We start from the raw sequence: 14,531 nt of genomic DNA, 5'->3' as shown, positions 1-14,531 counted from the left end.
CGCGCGGCGCGGCCGATCAAGGAGGTAGGGCCATGACTGGCATCGTGCGTATCGACGACGAGGTACTGGGCGTCGAGGAATTCATCCGCCTGCTCAAGTTCACGGGGCAGTTCGAAGGCCTGGTCGAGCAGATGGTGCGCGACAAGCTGACGGTGCACGCGGCGAAACGGGCGGGCCTGGCGCTGGCGCAGGAAGATATCCAGGAGCGCGCCGACCAGTTCCGGCGCGTGCAGGGCCTGCACCGCGCAGCGGACATGAACCACTATCTCGACGCACTGGGCGTGAGCCTGGACGAGTTCGAGGTCTTCATCACCGACAGCCTCTACCAGGAGCGGATGATGGAGCAGGTCTGCAGCGAAGCCGCGGTGCACGAATATTTCCAGCTCAATTCGCCGCGCTTCGACAGCATCGAGGTCAGCCATATCGTGGTGGACAGCGAGGGCAAGGCCAAGGAGCTGATCTCGTACCTGCAGGATGATCCGGAGAGCTTCGCCGAGATGGCGCGCGAGCATTCGATTGCCGACACGCGCGAGCGTGGCGGCGACATCGGCAAGGTGCTGCGCGGCTCGCTCAAGACCGATATCGAGGCCAAGGTCTTCAACGCCGAGGCCGGCGACCTGCTCGGGCCGTTCGCCTCGCCGGACCGCTCGTTCTTCGAGGTCTTCCTGGTGCGCGCCAAGCACCCCGCGACGCTGGACAGCGACGTCGCGGTGGAGGTGCGCCGGCTCCTGCGTGAAGAGTGGCTGATGGCGAGGGCGCAGGAACATGTCATCGAAGCCCGCTAGCGAAGGCGGGGCGGCGGCAGAGGTGCCGCCGCCGTCGGCTACGTCCCCTGCGCCGGTGTCCACGTCGCTTGCCGATTTCCTGGCGACTGTGGAGATCCTCTCGGCCCTGACGCGCGAGGAACTGGAGCAGCTCGCCGCCGCGGCGCAGACCCAGACGTTCGGCTTTGGCGACACCGTGTGCAATGCCGGCGAGCCAGCCCCGGGCCTGTACATCGTGAAGGCGGGCTCGGTGCGCGTCTTCAACGAGGAACACGGCAAGGAAATCAGCATGGGCGTGCGCAAGACCGGCGAGGTGTTCGCCGACATTGCGCTGCTGCGCGAGTACCACCATGAGTCGTCGGTGCGCGCGTCGGGCAAGACCGAGCTGCTGATGATTCCGCGCAGCGTTGGCGAGAAGGTGGTGGCGGGCAACACCGCGGCGCTGGCGTTCATCACGAGCTATGTCGCCATCAGCTCCGCGGGCGGCTTCGTGGCGCGGTTGTTCGACCTGCGTGGCAAGCTGGACCGGCGCGAACTGGAAGACGCGGTGCGCAGCGTGGGCGTGAAGCGCGTGGCCGCGGGCAAGGAGATCCTGAAGCAGGACGGGCGCGAAGACCGGCGGCTCTACGTGGTGCGCCAAGGCACCGTGCGCATGGTGCGCACCGAGGACGGCGACGAGTTTTCGCTGGCGACGCTGGGCCAGGGCGATATCTTCGGCGAACGCGCCTGCGTGATGCGCCAGGAGCAGATCGCCTCGGCCATCGCCGAGACCGAGGTGCGCCTGCTGGTGATTCCCGAGAAGACGGTGCAGATCATCCTGGAGCGCAACCCGCGCCTGCGCGAGGTGCTCGAGGAACGCATCCGCGTGGTCGACCGCGAACTGCACCGGCAGAAGAAGCTGGCCGAGCGCCGCAAGCGGCCGGTGCTGCTGGACCTTCATTCGAAGCCCGAGCTTGGTGAACGCCTGATCCGCCGTTTCGCGCTGGTCGAGCAGGCCGAGGAGATGGATTGCGGTGCCGCGTGCCTGGCCATGATCTGCCGGCACTACGGCATCCCGATGTCGCTGGGCAAGCTGCGCGAACTGGCCAACGTGACCACACAGGGCGCCACGCTGGAAAGCCTGGCGCGCGCCGGTGAGTCGCTGGGCTTCACCACGCGCGGCGTGCAGTGCACGCGGGACTCGCTAATGGGCTTCGAGCTGCCGTTCATCGTGCACTGGGAGGGCTACCACTACGTGATCGTGTACGGCGTGTCGGGGCGCTGGGTGTGGGTGGCGGACCCGGGCATCGGCTTCCGCAAGATGAGCACGGAAGAGTTCGAGCGCGGCTGGAGCGGCACCTGCCTGCTGTTCAGCCCCGGCGAGAGCATGACGCAGCTGTCGGTGCAGCGCTCGCCGTGGCTGCGTTTCATCAGCTACCTGGCGCCGTACAAGAAGATCCTGGCGCACCTGTTCCTGGCCACGTTCGTGATCCAGATGCTTGGCGTGGTGCCGCCGCTGATCATCCAGAACATCCTGGACGGCGTGGTGGTGCACCAGAACATCGGCCTGCTGCACCTGCTGATCGTCGGGCTGATCATTGCCAACGTGTTCTCGCAGCTGATGGCGACCATCCGCGCCTACCTGGCCAACTTCATGGTGCGCAACATGGACTTCGCCATGATGTCGCACTTCTTCAAGCACACGCTGTCGTTGCCGCTGTCGTTCTTCGCCAAGCGCAAGACCGGCGACATCTTCGCGCGCTTCCAGGAGAACCAGACCATCCGCGCCTTCCTGACCGAATCCACGGTGACGACGGCGCTGAACCTGCTGATGGTGTTCATCTACTTCACCATCATGTTTCTCTACAACGTCAAGCTCACGCTGCTGCTGATCGCGTTCGTGATTCCGATCGCGGCGCTGACGGTGGTGGTGACACCCAGGGTGAAGGCTTATGCGCGCGAAGTGTTCGCGACGTCGACGGACGCCAAGGCCTATCTCATGGAGACCCTGGGCGGCGCCGAGACCGTCAAGGGCATGGGCATTGAACGGCCCGTGCGCCTGCGCTGGGAAGCCAAGTACGCCAAGTCGCTGGAAAAGCAATACCAGGCGCAGGCCTTCCATATCCTCGTCGGCATGATCAGTCAGCTGCTCAACGCGGCCACGACCATCGCGGTGCTGTGGGTGGGCGCCACGCTGGTGCTGCAGCGCGAACTGACCATTGGCCAGCTCATCGCGTTCAACGCCTTCATGGGCAGCGTGCTGGCGCCGCTGATGGGCCTCGTGGCGCTGTGGGGGCAACTAAACGACGCCGGCGTGGCGATGGAGCGTCTCGGCGACGTGCTCGACCTGGAGCCCGAGCAGAAGCCGCAGGACGTGATGTCGCGCGTGATGCTGCCGGACTTGCAGGGCGAGATCGAGCTCGACGGGCTTTACTTCCGCTATGGCGGCGAGGACACGGCCTATGTGCTCGAGAACATCAGCCTGCATATCAAGCCCGGGGAGATGGTGGCAATTGTCGGGCGCAGCGGTTCGGGCAAGACCACGCTGGCCAAGCTGCTGGTGGGGTTCTATCGGCCGACGGAAGGCTCGATGAAGGTGGACGGCTATGACATCGGCGTGATCGATACCGAGTTCTACCGCGCGCAGGTGGGCTATGTGATGCAGACCAACCTGCTGTTCTCGGGCACTATCGCCGAGAACATCGCCTGTGGCGACGAAAGCCCGGACCGCCGCCGTATCGAGGAAGTGGCCCGCATGGCCGACGCGCACCCGTTCATCACCAAGCTGCCGCTTGGCTACGAGCAGATCGTCGGCGAGCGCGGCATGGGGCTGTCAGGCGGGCAGATCCAGCGGCTGTGCATTGCGCGGGCGCTGTACCACGACCCGCGCCTGCTGGTGTTCGACGAAGCCACTTCCGCGCTCGACACCCAGTCCGAGAGCAACATCCTGGCCAATATGCAGGAGATCCTGCGCGGGCGCACGGCGGTGATCATTGCGCACCGCCTCAGCACGATCATGCAGGCCGACAAGATCCTGGTGCTGTACGAAGGCGCCATCGTCGAACAGGGCCGTCACGAGGAACTGCTCGATCGCAAGGGCATGTACTACCAGCTGGTGCACAAGCAACTGAGTTCAGCATGAAGCTCTACAACCAGGGCGCCCGGCCGCCCGCCGCCGATGCCGCCAGCACCTCCGCCGTCTCGTTCGCGGGGCTGATGGAGAAGATCGAGATTTTGCGCTCCACGCTGCGCTGGTCGTCGCGGCTGGAGCGGGTCGATATCGAGAAGCTGCTCAAGCAGGCCACCACGCTGCGCGACGAAGTCATGGGGCTGTCGCACAAGGAGCGCTTCGTGCAGGCCGCGGCCGGCGGCGAGGCGCCGGTGCCCGAGGAAGTCGAACGCATGCCGCGCGAGCGGCGCCAGGCGCTGCTTGAACGCAGCTTTATTTTTGAAGGCACCTTTGGCGACAATCCGAAGCTGCTCGAATCGCTTGAGATCGCGGAGAAGGCGGCGCCCACCGACCTGCCGGTGCTGATCGACGGCGAGAGCGGCACCGGCAAGGAGCTGATGGCGAAGGTGATCCACGCCAACGGCTCGCGCCAGGAGCGGCCATTTATCTCGGTCAACTGCGGGGCGATCCCGGACAGCCTGCTGGAGTCGGAGTTGTTCGGGCACAAGAAGGGCGCGTTTACGGGCGCGAGCAATGACAGGCGCGGCAAGTTCGAAAGCGCGCATACGGGGACCATCTTCCTCGACGAGATCGGCGAGCTGCCGCTGACGGGGCAAGTCAAGCTGCTGCGCGTGCTGGAGGCGCACGAGATCCAGCGCGTTGGGTCGGACGAAGCGATTGCCGTCGATACGCGCATCGTCGCCGCGACCAACAAGGACCTGCGGCGCATGAGCCAGGAGGGGACCTTCCGCGAAGACCTGTTCTACCGGCTCAGCGTGATCCACGTGTCGCTGCCGGCATTGCGCGAGCGGCGCGATGAAATCCCGTTGCTGGTGGCCTACTTCAGCGACGAGGCCGCCGGGCTGCTCAAGCGCCGGCCGGTCAGGCTTACGCCTCGGTTGCGGGATTTCCTGATGCACTACGAATATCCGGGGAATATCCGCGAGCTACGGAACCTGTTGTACCGGGTGTCTTGCCTGGCTGGAGATACGGCGGACCTGGTCCACCTGCCGGTCGATATACGGCCGAAGCCCGCCGCGCTGGCCGTGGTGCCGATCGGTCCTGTCGGCGCGCTTTCAGCGCTGCCCACGTCCCTGGGCGAGGCCAAGCGGGCCGCCAGCGATGAGGCGGAACGGGCGTTTCTTGAACGCGGCCTGCAAGAGGTCGGGGGGACGGTGGCAGAACTGGCGCGGCGCTGCGATATGAACCGGTCGCACTTGCAGATGCTGCTCAAGAAGCATGGGATTCATTCGAAGGATTTCCGAGGGGCCAAGGGCGGAGGGGGATAAGGGGCTTGGCAATCGCCGCTGCTATTGCATACGCGGTGGGCTGCGAAACGCAGAGCCTATGCCTCTACCTCCGGATTTACCAGGGTCCTGTCCGCATAAGGATCCTCAGCACGTACTACCACCACGGTGACATTGTCGTGGCCCCCATGATCCAGCGCCATTTTTACGAGCGTCTGGGCGGTTGCATCAAGGTCGCTACCGCTGGCCAGTGCGGTTGCAATCGCATCATCCTCGACTTCATTGCTTAATCCATCGCTGCAAAGCAGGAACACGTCGCCATCGGCGACATCGACGAACAGCTGTTCAGGCAACAGCGTGTCGGCTGCGCCCACGGCGCGCGTTATGGTGTTGTGCGCGGGATGGTGCCGCGCTTCCTCTGCCGTGATGAGCCCGCGTGCGAGCAAACGCTCCACCTGGCTGTGATCGCGCGTAAGGCGCTGCAGCCGCCCGCCGCGTAGCCGGTAGAGCCGGCTGTCGCCGGCCCAAAGAAATCCGCAACGCCGGTCACCGGTTGCCAGCACCACGACAGTGGTGCCTACGCAGCGCACCTGCAGGCGCGAGGCTTCGGCGATCAGCGTGCGATTGACGTCCTGCAGCGCGGCGCCTACGTCGGCCAGCCGTTCTTCCAGCGACGGCCGTGCCGGCAGCGACGCCAGCGCCTGCGTGACGGCCTGGCTGGCGAAGTCGCCAACGGCATGGCCGCCCATGCCGTCAGCCACGACCCACAGGCCCTGATCCGGCAGATCGAGGCACGCGTCTTCATTGCGCTCGCGCACGCGGCCCACGTCGGTGCAGGCCGCCGATGCCCAGCGGAATTGCGTCACGCCAGTCAAGATGCCCTCCAAGGGTCAAGGACCGGTTGCTTATCTGACCAGCATAGAAGTTGTTGCTGGTCTCGCAAAAGTTGATCAACGTGGTCCCGGCCGATTGGTGAGCCTGGGCCCCCGTCCTTGCCTATGCCGTCCACCAGCGTAGTGGTGGCGCCAGGCCAACAACTGGGCCGTCGATGGCGTTGGCGGCGTCCCGACAGGCGCCGAGGCGCCGGGGGGGCACATTCCCCGCTATTGCCCAGGCGGCGCCAGCCGGGGGCGCTGGCACATTTCCTGCTGAAATCTGGCACGACGCGGCAATGAGTGCCGCGACCAGACACCCGAGGCGGGCCAGCCAGTACAAGCATGGCCCAGGTCAGCCGGCTGGGGGCCTGAAACGTTTCCTGTACAGAACACGAAGGAGCCAGCCATGTCCGGACTGATCGTCAGAGCAGATTGCGCCGTGTATCGCGGTCGCCAGAGCCACCGCACAGGCCAGCCTGCCGCCGCGGCCGGAGGCCGGCATGCCGGCAGCCGGTTTGGCCGCCACGCGCCGCGCCGCGCGCGGCTGGCTTCGCAGGGACGGCCGCAGATCGCAGGCGAATGCCGGCGGCGGTGACTGTGGATGCTTGGGGAGATCTGTTGGGGATAAAGCGAGGGCTTGGTCCCGCCGACAGGAATCGAACCTGTATCTAGCGCTTAGGAGGCGCTCGTTCTATCCATTGAACTACGGCGAGGGACAGAGCTGCCAGGACCGTGGTTCCGCAGGTTGCGGTGATCCTGAAGACGGGGCGGAGTATATCAAAAACCTCCCGCCTGGAGCGTGTTCCGTGCCGTGGGGGGCTATCGCTGGTGCGCGGATTCAGGCGGCGATGAGGACTTCGGCGGGTCTGGATTCCCCAAACGCAATTCAGATCGCGCCGGGGGACGCATGGCGCGCGGTGTCAATCCATAGGGAAGTGGTCAGCCTCATAGCGTTCCACCAGCATGGAAAGGACTTCGAGATGATCGCCCTCGGGCGTGCCTGGCGCGGGATCCGCGCCGCTGCCGGGCTATCTCTTGTGATGCACCAACCGGTCCCACCAATACTGCACCGGATGTTCATGCTCCGGATAGATCGGCGACTTATGGAAGAACTCGGCCCGCACGGCAAAGATGTACAGGGCGACGATGACTGCGGCGACTAGCAGGGCGGTAAGCATGGCGGTCTCCCGTGGCAGGAACCGACTTTATTCTAGGCAGCCGCGGCGGCTAGTGGCCGCTGGTTTTGGAGAAAAGCTGGATCACCGCCACGCCGGCGATGATCAGGCCGATCCCGACGCAGGCCGCCAGGTCCGGCACCTGCCGGTACAGCGCCATGGCGACCAGCGTAACCAGCACGATGCCGGCACCGCTCCAGATGGCATAGGCGACCCCGACCGGCACGGTCTTCATGACCAGCATAAGCAAGTAGAAAGCGCAGGCGTAGCCGGCCACGACCAGGAGGCTGGGCACCAGCCGGGTGAAATTCTCGGCAGCCTTTAGGCTGCTGGTCGCGATGACCTCGGCAACAATGGCCAGCGCCAGGAGCAAATATCCGTTCATCATGGAAACGAGGGGATGCGGGCAGGCAGGGTCGCAAAGTGCGCCCGACCAGCCAGGTGTTGTACAGGCACAGCAGACAAGGACGGATCCCCACGTTGCGGTGGTTGTGCGACGCAGTATTGCAGTTTTGAATGATAGTGTGCAGCCTGCGCGGCATGACCGGCTGTCACGCATCGCAGCGGTTCCCGGCCGACCTTCAAAAAAAATCGTACGGCGGCGGGTTTTTGGTTTCCTGGGGGGAGCGGTATGACACATCAAGGCATTGACGGAGAAACCGTCTGGCCCGCCACGCGTATGGCCGCGGCCGACGCGGATGAATCGGGCGTCTGGCAGAACACCATCGCGGCGGCGGACTACGCGCTGGAGGAGGCAACCCGCATCCAGCGCGGGGTGCAGAGCAATCTCAAGCTGATGCAGGAAGTCCGGGCGCTGCGCGAGGAACTGCGCAAGGCGCACGCGGAGGCCGACCGCTACCGCGGCATGCATGCGCGCGTGGTGGTCAGCATGCGCCAGCTCGAGGAGGAGCAGGCCGCCGAGGTCGGCCGCCTGCAGTCCGAGAACGAGATGCTGCTGGTGCGCCACCGCGTCTACAAGCTGCTGTCCGAGCACTACGGCCTGGCGGCGCTGCGCTTCGACACCGCCGCCTTCTGCGAGCATCGCGACCGCGTGCTCCAGCACGTGCTGTTCCAGCGGCGCAAGGGCGTCGCACTCGAAGACATCCGGTTCCGCGATATCGCCTTCCTGCTGCTCTAGGTTTTCCGGGGCGGGCTCAGGCTGCCTTGTGGCGCAGCACCAGCAGCGCCATCATGCCGCCCGCCACGCCCCAGAAGGCCGAGCCCACGCCGGCCAGCGTCATGCCGGATGCCGTGATCATGAAGGTGAGCAGGGCGGCTTCGCGTTCGTCCGGCGTCTGCATGGCCACGGTCAGGCCATTGGCGATCGATCCGAGCAGCGCAAAGGCGGCCAGCGCCACCACCACGGCCTTCGGGAAGGCGGCGAAGAGTGCCGCAATGCTGGCGGCCAGGACGCCAGCCACCAGGTAGCCCACACCGCAGACCACGGCCGCAGTGTAGCGCCGGGCCGGGTCGGCGTCGGCCTGCGGACCGGTGCAGATGGCGGCCGTGATCGCCGCCAGGTTGATGCCGTGCGAGCCGAACGGCGCCAGCACGGCCGAGGCGAAGCCCGTCACCGTGATCAGCGGGGATGCCGGCACGTGGTAGCCGTCGGCGCGCAGCACCGCCAGCCCCGGGATATTCTGCGAGGCCAGCGCCACGATGAACAGCGGGATGGCGATGCTGACAAAGGCCTGGAGCGAGAACGCCGGCGTGGTCCAGACCGGCACCGCCACCGCCAGCCGGAACCCCTCGAAGTGCAACTGGCCCAGCGCGCCGGCCAGCGCCACCCCGACCAGCAGCACGCCCGGTACCGCGTAGCGCGGCCACCAGCGGCGGCCGGCCAGGTAGGCCGCGAACATCGCCAGCATCAGCACGGTCTGGTCCTGGGCCTGCACGAACACATCCACGCTGATCCGGAACAGGATGCCCGCCAGCAGGGCCGACGCGATGCTTGCCGGCAGCGCGCGCATCAGCTTGTCGAACCAGCCGGTGAGCCCGGCGGCCGTCATCATCAATGCGGCCATCAGGAAAGCGCCGATCGCCTCGGGGTAGGGCACGCCGGGCAGGCTGGCGATCAGCAGCGCCGCGCCCGGCGTCGACCACGCCACCACGACGGGCACGCGCATGGCCAGGGACAGGCTGATGGTGGTCACGCCCATGCCGATGGACAGCGCCCACAGCCATGACGAAATCTGCGCGCTGCTCAGGTGAGCGGCCTGGCCGGCCTGGATCATCAGCACCAGCGAGCTGGTATAGCCGGTCAGCGTGGCGATCAGGCCGGCGACGAATGCGGAAAGGGAAAGATCGGAGAGCTTGACGGAGGTGGCAGGCATGGGGCGGCAGGGCGACAGGGAGACGTAAGCGGCACGCCCCCCATCTTCGCATGACCGCCGGCCGCGCTGCCATGCCTGCAGGCCTTGCCGTGACTCAGTCCGCGACCTTGTCGCTCGGGAACTTGAACGAATCGCGCAGCAGGTAGCTCATGGGGATGTCGAGCGTGATGCCATGCGGGGGAATCGGGGCCTGGAACCACTTGCGGTACAGCTTTGGCGTCTCCTGGTCGTAGACCGCGGCGACCAGCGTCTTGTCCACCAGCTTCTTGAATTCGGCGTCGCCTTTGGGAAGCATGATGGCGTAGGGCTCGATGGTCAGCATCTCGCCCGTGACCCGGAAATCGGTGGGGCGGCTGGCGTTGGCGCGCAGGCCGTACAGCAGCACGTCGTCCATCACGAAGGCGTCGGCCTTGCCGGCTTCCACCATGGCAAAGGCCTGGGCATGGTCCTTGGCCTCGATCAGGTGCCACTGCATCACGCCGCCTTCGTCCATCTTGCGCAGCATGGCCAGCGGCGTGGTGCCCGAGGTGGAAACCACGGTCTTGCCGCGCAGGTCGGCCCACCTGGCGATGCCCGAATCGCTCTTCACGATCATGCGGCTGCCGGCGATGTAGTGCGGGATGGTGAAGGCGACCTGTTCGCGCCGCTCGCGGTTGTTGGTGGTGGAGCCGCATTCCAGGTCGGCCTTGCCCCCGGCGATCGCGGCAATCCGGTTGGCCGGCGTGACCGGCACCCATTCGACGCGCAGCCCGGGCATATGCAGCGAACTGCGCACGGCATCGGCGATCTTCAGGCACAGGTCCACCGCATAGCCGACCGGCTTGCCGTTGGCCACGAACGAGAACGGCACCGAGCTTTCGCGGTGGGCAATGCGGATCACGCCGGTTTGCTGGATGTGCTGCAGGACCGGCGGCGGGGCGGCTTGCGCTGGCCCGGCGGCCAGCAAGCCGGCACAGGCGAGGGAAGACAAGACAAAGGCGACATCGGGGCGCGAAGCCCGGCGCGACTGACCCGGATCGATCATGGAAACCCTCGTCAAAAGATAACGAAAACAAGTGGCGGCCGTTAGGTCGGTTCCGTCTGGTCCCGTGCGGCTCTGAAGTGTCGTTGTCGTGCTGTAACCCCGGACGGGCGCTCGTGCCGGTAAGCTGCCCGGGAGCGCGAGTGCTGCGCGGGCTATTGTTCCATGTGCGCCCCATGGCGGACAACATGCGCAAACACAGCCGTGCGACGCTAGCAACGGCAAGCCGCCGTCCCAGTTGACGGGGCTTTCCCTTACGGATATCTCCGAACTGGAGCGTTGTGCCGGCGATTGATATGCTTGGTTCCGTGTCCTGCGAGCAGGGCACCGAGGAGAGACTCTTGGGCCCGCGTTGCGGGCCCTTTCTTTTTGCGCCGGCTGCCTGGCGCAAGACCCGCCATAAGCCGGCGCCTGCCGGTGGTCTACAATGCGGCCTGCTCCGCGCCGATGCCGCTTGCTGCCGGCGTAACTTCTGAATCTCCCGCCTGATTTCCTCCCATGGCCCTGTTTTCCATTACCGATGCCCAGCTTGCTTTCGGGCACGTGGCCTTGCTCGACCACACCGATTTTTCGCTGGAAGCTGGCGAGCGCGTCGGCCTGATCGGCCGCAACGGCTCGGGCAAGTCCTCGCTGCTGAAGATCGTGGCGGGGCTGGCCGCGCCGGATGACGGCCTGATTGCACGCCAGTCCGGCGTGACGTCGGCCTACGTGCCGCAGGAGCCGCAATTCGAGCCCGGCATCACGGTGTTCGACGCGGTGTCGCAGGGCATGGGCCAGGCACATGACCTGCTGGTGCGCTATGAAGCCGCGGCCGAGCGACTGGCCGACAGCCATGACGAGGCCGCGCTGGCGGAACTGCACCGCCTGCAGTCGGAGCTGGATGCCGCCGGTGCCTGGCATCTGCGCACGCGCGTGGAAAGCACGCTGGCCCGGCTGGGCCTCGATCCGCATACGCGCGTCGATGCGCTCTCCGGCGGCCTGCAGAAGCGCGTGGCGCTGGCGCAGGGACTGGTTGCGGAACCCGACATCCTGCTGCTGGACGAGCCGACCAACCACCTCGACGTGGAGGCCATCCGCTGGCTCGAAGACCTGCTGCTGGTGTTCCGCGGCAGCGTGCTGCTGATCACCCACGACCGCGCATTCCTGGACCGCGTGGCGACGCGCATCGTCGAACTGGATCGGGGCCGCCTGCTGTCCTTCCCCGGCAACTTTGGCGCCTATCAGGCGCGCAAGGAAGAACTGCTGGCGGCCGAGCAGGTCGAGCAGGCCAAGTTCGACAAGCTGCTGGCGCAGGAGGAGGTGTGGATCCGCAAGGGCGTGGAGGCGCGCCGCACGCGCAGCGTGGCGCGCATCCAGCGGCTGGTCGCCATGCGCAACGAGCGCGCGGTGCGGCGCGAGGCACAGGGCAACGTCAAGCTGGAGGTCTCGCAGGCCGATCGCTCCGGCAAGATCGTGGCCGAGCTGACCGGCGTGAGCAAGGGCTATGGCGACAAGGTGGTGGTGCGCGATTTCACCGCCACCATCATGCGCGGCGACAAGGTCGGCCTGATCGGCCCCAATGGGGCCGGCAAGACTACGCTGCTGCGCCTGATCCTGGGCGAATTGCCGCCCGACAGCGGCACCGTGCGCAACGGCAGCAACCTGCAGGTGGCGTACTTCGACCAGATGCGCACGCAGCTGGACCTGGAAAAGTCCCTGGCCGACACCATCAGCCCGGGCAGCGACTGGGTCGAAGTCAACGGCCAGCGCAAGCATGTGATGAGCTATCTCGGCGACTTCCTGTTCGCGCCGGAACGTGCGCGTTCACCGGTCAAGTCGCTGTCCGGCGGCGAACGCAACCGCCTGCTGCTGGCGCGCCTGTTCGCGCGGCCGGCCAATGTGCTGGTGCTCGACGAGCCGACCAACGATCTCGACATCGACACGCTGGAGCTGCTGGAAGAACTGCTGCAGGACTACAGCGGCACGGTGTTCCTGGTCTCGCACGATCGCGCGTTCCTGGACAACGTGGTGACTTCCACGATTGCCGCGGAGGGCGACGGCCAGTGGCGCGAATCGGTTGGCGGGTATTCCGACTGGGTCGCGCAGTCCGAGCGCAGCGCCGCGCTGCAGGCGGCGCGCAAGACCGAGCAGAAAGCCGCAGAACCGGCCAAGGCGAAGGATTCGCGCGATGCGCGCGGCGCCAATCGCACGGTCAAGCTGTCTTACAAGGAGCAGCGCGAGCTTGAGGGGTTGCCGGAGCGGATTGCTTCGCTGGAAGGCGAGCAGAAGACCATCGCCGCGCAGCTTGAGGACGGCTCGCTCTATGTCAGCGACGCGGCCAAGGCTGCCACGCTGGCCACCCGTCACGACGAGATCGAGATGGAACTGCTGGAAGCGCTGGAGCGGTGGGAAGTGCTGGAGGCGAAGTCGAAGGGCGAGGCGGGCTAACCACACCACGCCAGCACCATATTCGTCAGATCCACCATAAACGACGGCCGCAGGTACCCGATAAACCCGAGCACCAGCGCCGCCGCCAGCGCCAGCAGGCCGGCGGCGCGCAGCACGTGCTGGCGGATGACGGAGGTCATGCCGCGGCGGGCTGCGGGCGCGCCAGCGCGTGCTCGCGGATCGGCAGGTTGACCAGCGCCGCCACGACGCCCAGCGCGATCGCGATCATCCACACCGTGTTGTAGCCGCCGGTCCGGTCATACAGGTAGCCGCCCAGCCATGCGCCCAGGAAGCTGCCGATCTGGTGCGAGAAGAACACCACGCCGGATAGCATCGACAGGTACTTCACGCCGAACACCTGGGCGATGATGCCGTTGGTCAGGGGAACCGTCGATAACCACAGGAAACCCATCATCGCGGCGAACACCCACGTGCTGGCGGCCGTCAGGGGCAGCAGCAGGTAGCCTGCGATCACCACCGAGCGCGTCAGGTAGATGGCCGACAGCAGATAGCGCTTGGGCATGCGCTGGCCCAGGGCGCCGGCGGAGTAGGTGCCGAACACATTGAACAGTCCGATCAGCGCGAGCGCTACCGTGGCGATCTTCGGATCGGTCAGGCCTTTGTCCTTCAGGTACGGCGCCAGATGCACGCCGATGAACACCACCTGGAAGCCGCACACGAAGTAGCCCAGCGTCAGCAGCTGGAAATTGCGGTTGCCGAAGGCCTCGCGGACGGCCTGTCCGATGGTCTGGTGATGCCCGCCATGATGCGAAGCCATGTTGGGCTCGCGCAGCGTGAACGCCAGCGGCAGCATCACGCAAGCCATCAGCGCCATCACGAACAGCGCGTTCTGCCAGCCCACCCCCGAAATCAGCGATTGCTCGACCGGAATCATCAGGAACTGCCCGAACGAGCCCGCCGCGGCGGCAATGCCCATGGCCCAGACGCGCTTCTCGGCACTGGCCACGCGGCCGATCACGCCGTACACGATGCTGTAGGTCGTGCCGGACTGCGCGATGCCGATCATGACGCCAGCACCGGTCGCGAAGGCCGTGCCGCTGGTCGACAGCGCCATCACCACCAGCCCGCCGACGTATAGCGCCACGCCGATCAGCATGATGCGCAGTGCGCCGAACTTGTCGGCGAGCGCGCCGGCGAACGGCTGGCTGGCGCCCCACATCAGGTTCTGCAGCGCCAGCGCGAAGGCGAAGGTCTCGCGGTTCCAGCCATGAGTCTGCGTGATCGGCAGGTTGAACAGGCCGAAGCCGTGCCGGATGCCCATGGAAAGGGTGACGAGCAGGCCGCCGCATAGCAGGACGGTGGTCAGGGAGAGTTGTCGGTTCTGGGTCTGCATATCGGGCTCGCTGCGGGCCGCGGGGTGCCTCGGTTGTTGTGGTTTTTGTCGTGCTGGCCGGCGCGGCGTTGGGGGTGCCCGATCCAGTTGCGCGAGTTTACCCCGGCTCGCCGGAGCGCGCCGGGCACGGTGCGCAAGTCCGGACGGGCGGCATGGTAATCCGGACGGCCGGCGACAAAGCCGGCTG

12 protein-coding genes, 1 tRNA gene and 1 pseudogene are annotated in these 14,531 nt (G+C 66.3%); 5 read left to right on the top strand and 9 right to left on the bottom strand.

The features are described 5' to 3' along the window. Positions 1 to 32 precede the first annotated feature (32 nt). From ACIGJC_RS10680 to ACIGJC_RS10670, 3 genes are read left to right on the top strand one after another with little or no spacing between them, the layout of a single operon-like run. On the top strand, positions 33 to 785 hold the full coding sequence (locus tag ACIGJC_RS10680; protein ID WP_483708745.1) for a peptidylprolyl isomerase: 753 nt from the start codon (positions 33 to 35) through the stop codon (positions 783 to 785). Continuing rightward, positions 766 to 3,885 (top strand): peptidase domain-containing ABC transporter, encoded by a 3,120-nt coding sequence (locus tag ACIGJC_RS10675; protein WP_483708744.1) that lies wholly within the window; start codon positions 766 to 768, stop codon positions 3,883 to 3,885. The genes ACIGJC_RS10680 and ACIGJC_RS10675 overlap by 20 nt, the downstream gene beginning before the upstream one ends. Beyond that, the gene (locus ACIGJC_RS10670) at positions 3,882 to 5,201 is read left to right on the top strand and encodes a sigma-54 interaction domain-containing protein (protein WP_483708743.1); all 1,320 of its coding nucleotides are present in this window, start codon (positions 3,882 to 3,884) and stop codon (positions 5,199 to 5,201) included. The genes ACIGJC_RS10675 and ACIGJC_RS10670 overlap by 4 nt, the downstream gene beginning before the upstream one ends. Before the next feature lie 56 nt (positions 5,202 to 5,257). On the opposite strand, the gene ACIGJC_RS10665 is transcribed toward ACIGJC_RS10670, so the two are convergent. The 5 genes and pseudogenes from ACIGJC_RS10665 to ACIGJC_RS10645 form a co-directional block, all read right to left on the bottom strand. Beyond that, a complete protein-coding gene (locus tag ACIGJC_RS10665; protein WP_483708742.1) occupies positions 5,258 to 6,034 on the bottom strand; it encodes a PP2C family protein-serine/threonine phosphatase in 777 nt (258 codons plus the stop codon). Positions 6,035 to 6,672: 638 nt separating this feature from the next. Then, positions 6,673 to 6,747 (bottom strand) — tRNA-Arg (locus tag ACIGJC_RS10660). Between the two features lie 210 nt (positions 6,748 to 6,957). Further along, positions 6,958 to 7,050, bottom strand: a pseudogene (locus tag ACIGJC_RS10655) (transcriptional regulator); the annotation flags it as partial. 12 nt (positions 7,051 to 7,062) lie between these two features. Beyond that, a complete protein-coding gene (locus tag ACIGJC_RS10650) occupies positions 7,063 to 7,212 on the bottom strand; it encodes a hypothetical protein (RefSeq protein ID WP_483708741.1) in 150 nt (49 codons plus the stop codon). 49 nt (positions 7,213 to 7,261) lie between these two features. Beyond that, a complete protein-coding gene (locus ACIGJC_RS10645) occupies positions 7,262 to 7,594 on the bottom strand; it encodes a DMT family transporter (protein WP_483711519.1) in 333 nt (110 codons plus the stop codon). Positions 7,595 to 7,840: 246 nt separating this feature from the next. Here ACIGJC_RS10645 and ACIGJC_RS10640 point away from each other — a divergent pair, with 246 nt between their 5' ends. After that, on the top strand, positions 7,841 to 8,347 hold the full coding sequence (locus ACIGJC_RS10640) for a hypothetical protein (RefSeq protein WP_483708740.1): 507 nt from the start codon (positions 7,841 to 7,843) through the stop codon (positions 8,345 to 8,347). Between the two features lie 16 nt (positions 8,348 to 8,363). On the opposite strand, the gene ACIGJC_RS10635 is transcribed toward ACIGJC_RS10640, so the two are convergent. Further along, the gene (locus ACIGJC_RS10635; protein WP_483708739.1) at positions 8,364 to 9,542 is read right to left on the bottom strand and encodes a benzoate/H(+) symporter BenE family transporter; all 1,179 of its coding nucleotides are present in this window, start codon (positions 9,540 to 9,542) and stop codon (positions 8,364 to 8,366) included. Positions 9,543 to 9,636: 94 nt separating this feature from the next. Further along, on the bottom strand, positions 9,637 to 10,566 hold the full coding sequence (locus tag ACIGJC_RS10630) for an amino acid ABC transporter substrate-binding protein (protein WP_483708738.1): 930 nt from the start codon (positions 10,564 to 10,566) through the stop codon (positions 9,637 to 9,639). Positions 10,567 to 11,061: 495 nt separating this feature from the next. Here ACIGJC_RS10630 and ACIGJC_RS10625 point away from each other — a divergent pair, with 495 nt between their 5' ends. Next, positions 11,062 to 12,990, top strand: coding sequence for an ATP-binding cassette domain-containing protein (locus ACIGJC_RS10625; protein ID WP_483708737.1), 1,929 nt, complete (start codon positions 11,062 to 11,064; stop codon positions 12,988 to 12,990). On the opposite strand, the gene ACIGJC_RS10620 is transcribed toward ACIGJC_RS10625, so the two are convergent. After that, positions 12,987 to 13,130, bottom strand: coding sequence for a hypothetical protein (locus ACIGJC_RS10620; RefSeq protein WP_483708736.1), 144 nt, complete (start codon positions 13,128 to 13,130; stop codon positions 12,987 to 12,989). The genes ACIGJC_RS10625 and ACIGJC_RS10620 overlap by 4 nt on opposite strands. Continuing rightward, positions 13,127 to 14,344 carry an MFS transporter gene (locus tag ACIGJC_RS10615; RefSeq protein ID WP_483708735.1) on the bottom strand — a complete coding sequence of 406 codons (1,218 nt, stop codon included), beginning with the start codon at positions 14,342 to 14,344 and terminating at the stop codon, positions 13,127 to 13,129. Before ACIGJC_RS10615 ends, ACIGJC_RS10620 begins: the two co-directional genes overlap by 4 nt. Between the last annotated feature and the right edge of the window lie 187 nt (positions 14,345 to 14,531).

It is taken from the genome of Cupriavidus sp. C3SS-1 (assembly GCF_057073755.1).
Note: the sequence above shows the minus strand (reverse complement) of the source record. Positions and strands in the feature narration are given on the sequence as shown.

What these genes read in the sequence shown, in the direction of transcription:
- ACIGJC_RS10620 (WP_483708736.1), bottom strand. Translation starts at nt 13,130, where the DNA reads ATGACCTCCGTCATCCGCCAGCACGTGCTGCGCGCCGCCGGCCTGCTG.
- ACIGJC_RS10630 (WP_483708738.1), bottom strand. Translation starts at nt 10,566, where the DNA reads ATGATCGATCCGGGTCAGTCGCGCCGGGCTTCGCGCCCCGATGTCGCC.
- ACIGJC_RS10615 (WP_483708735.1), bottom strand. Translation starts at nt 14,344, where the DNA reads ATGCAGACCCAGAACCGACAACTCTCCCTGACCACCGTCCTGCTATGC.
- ACIGJC_RS10635 (WP_483708739.1), bottom strand. Translation starts at nt 9,542, where the DNA reads ATGCCTGCCACCTCCGTCAAGCTCTCCGATCTTTCCCTTTCCGCATTC.
- ACIGJC_RS10625 (WP_483708737.1), top strand. Translation starts at nt 11,062, where the DNA reads ATGGCCCTGTTTTCCATTACCGATGCCCAGCTTGCTTTCGGGCACGTG.
- ACIGJC_RS10640 (WP_483708740.1), top strand. Translation starts at nt 7,841, where the DNA reads ATGACACATCAAGGCATTGACGGAGAAACCGTCTGGCCCGCCACGCGT.
- ACIGJC_RS10645 (WP_483711519.1), bottom strand. Translation starts at nt 7,594, where the DNA reads ATGAACGGATATTTGCTCCTGGCGCTGGCCATTGTTGCCGAGGTCATC.
- ACIGJC_RS10650 (WP_483708741.1), bottom strand. Translation starts at nt 7,212, where the DNA reads ATGCTTACCGCCCTGCTAGTCGCCGCAGTCATCGTCGCCCTGTACATC.
- ACIGJC_RS10670 (WP_483708743.1), top strand. Translation starts at nt 3,882, where the DNA reads ATGAAGCTCTACAACCAGGGCGCCCGGCCGCCCGCCGCCGATGCCGCC.
- ACIGJC_RS10675 (WP_483708744.1), top strand. Translation starts at nt 766, where the DNA reads ATGTCATCGAAGCCCGCTAGCGAAGGCGGGGCGGCGGCAGAGGTGCCG.
- ACIGJC_RS10680 (WP_483708745.1), top strand. Translation starts at nt 33, where the DNA reads ATGACTGGCATCGTGCGTATCGACGACGAGGTACTGGGCGTCGAGGAA.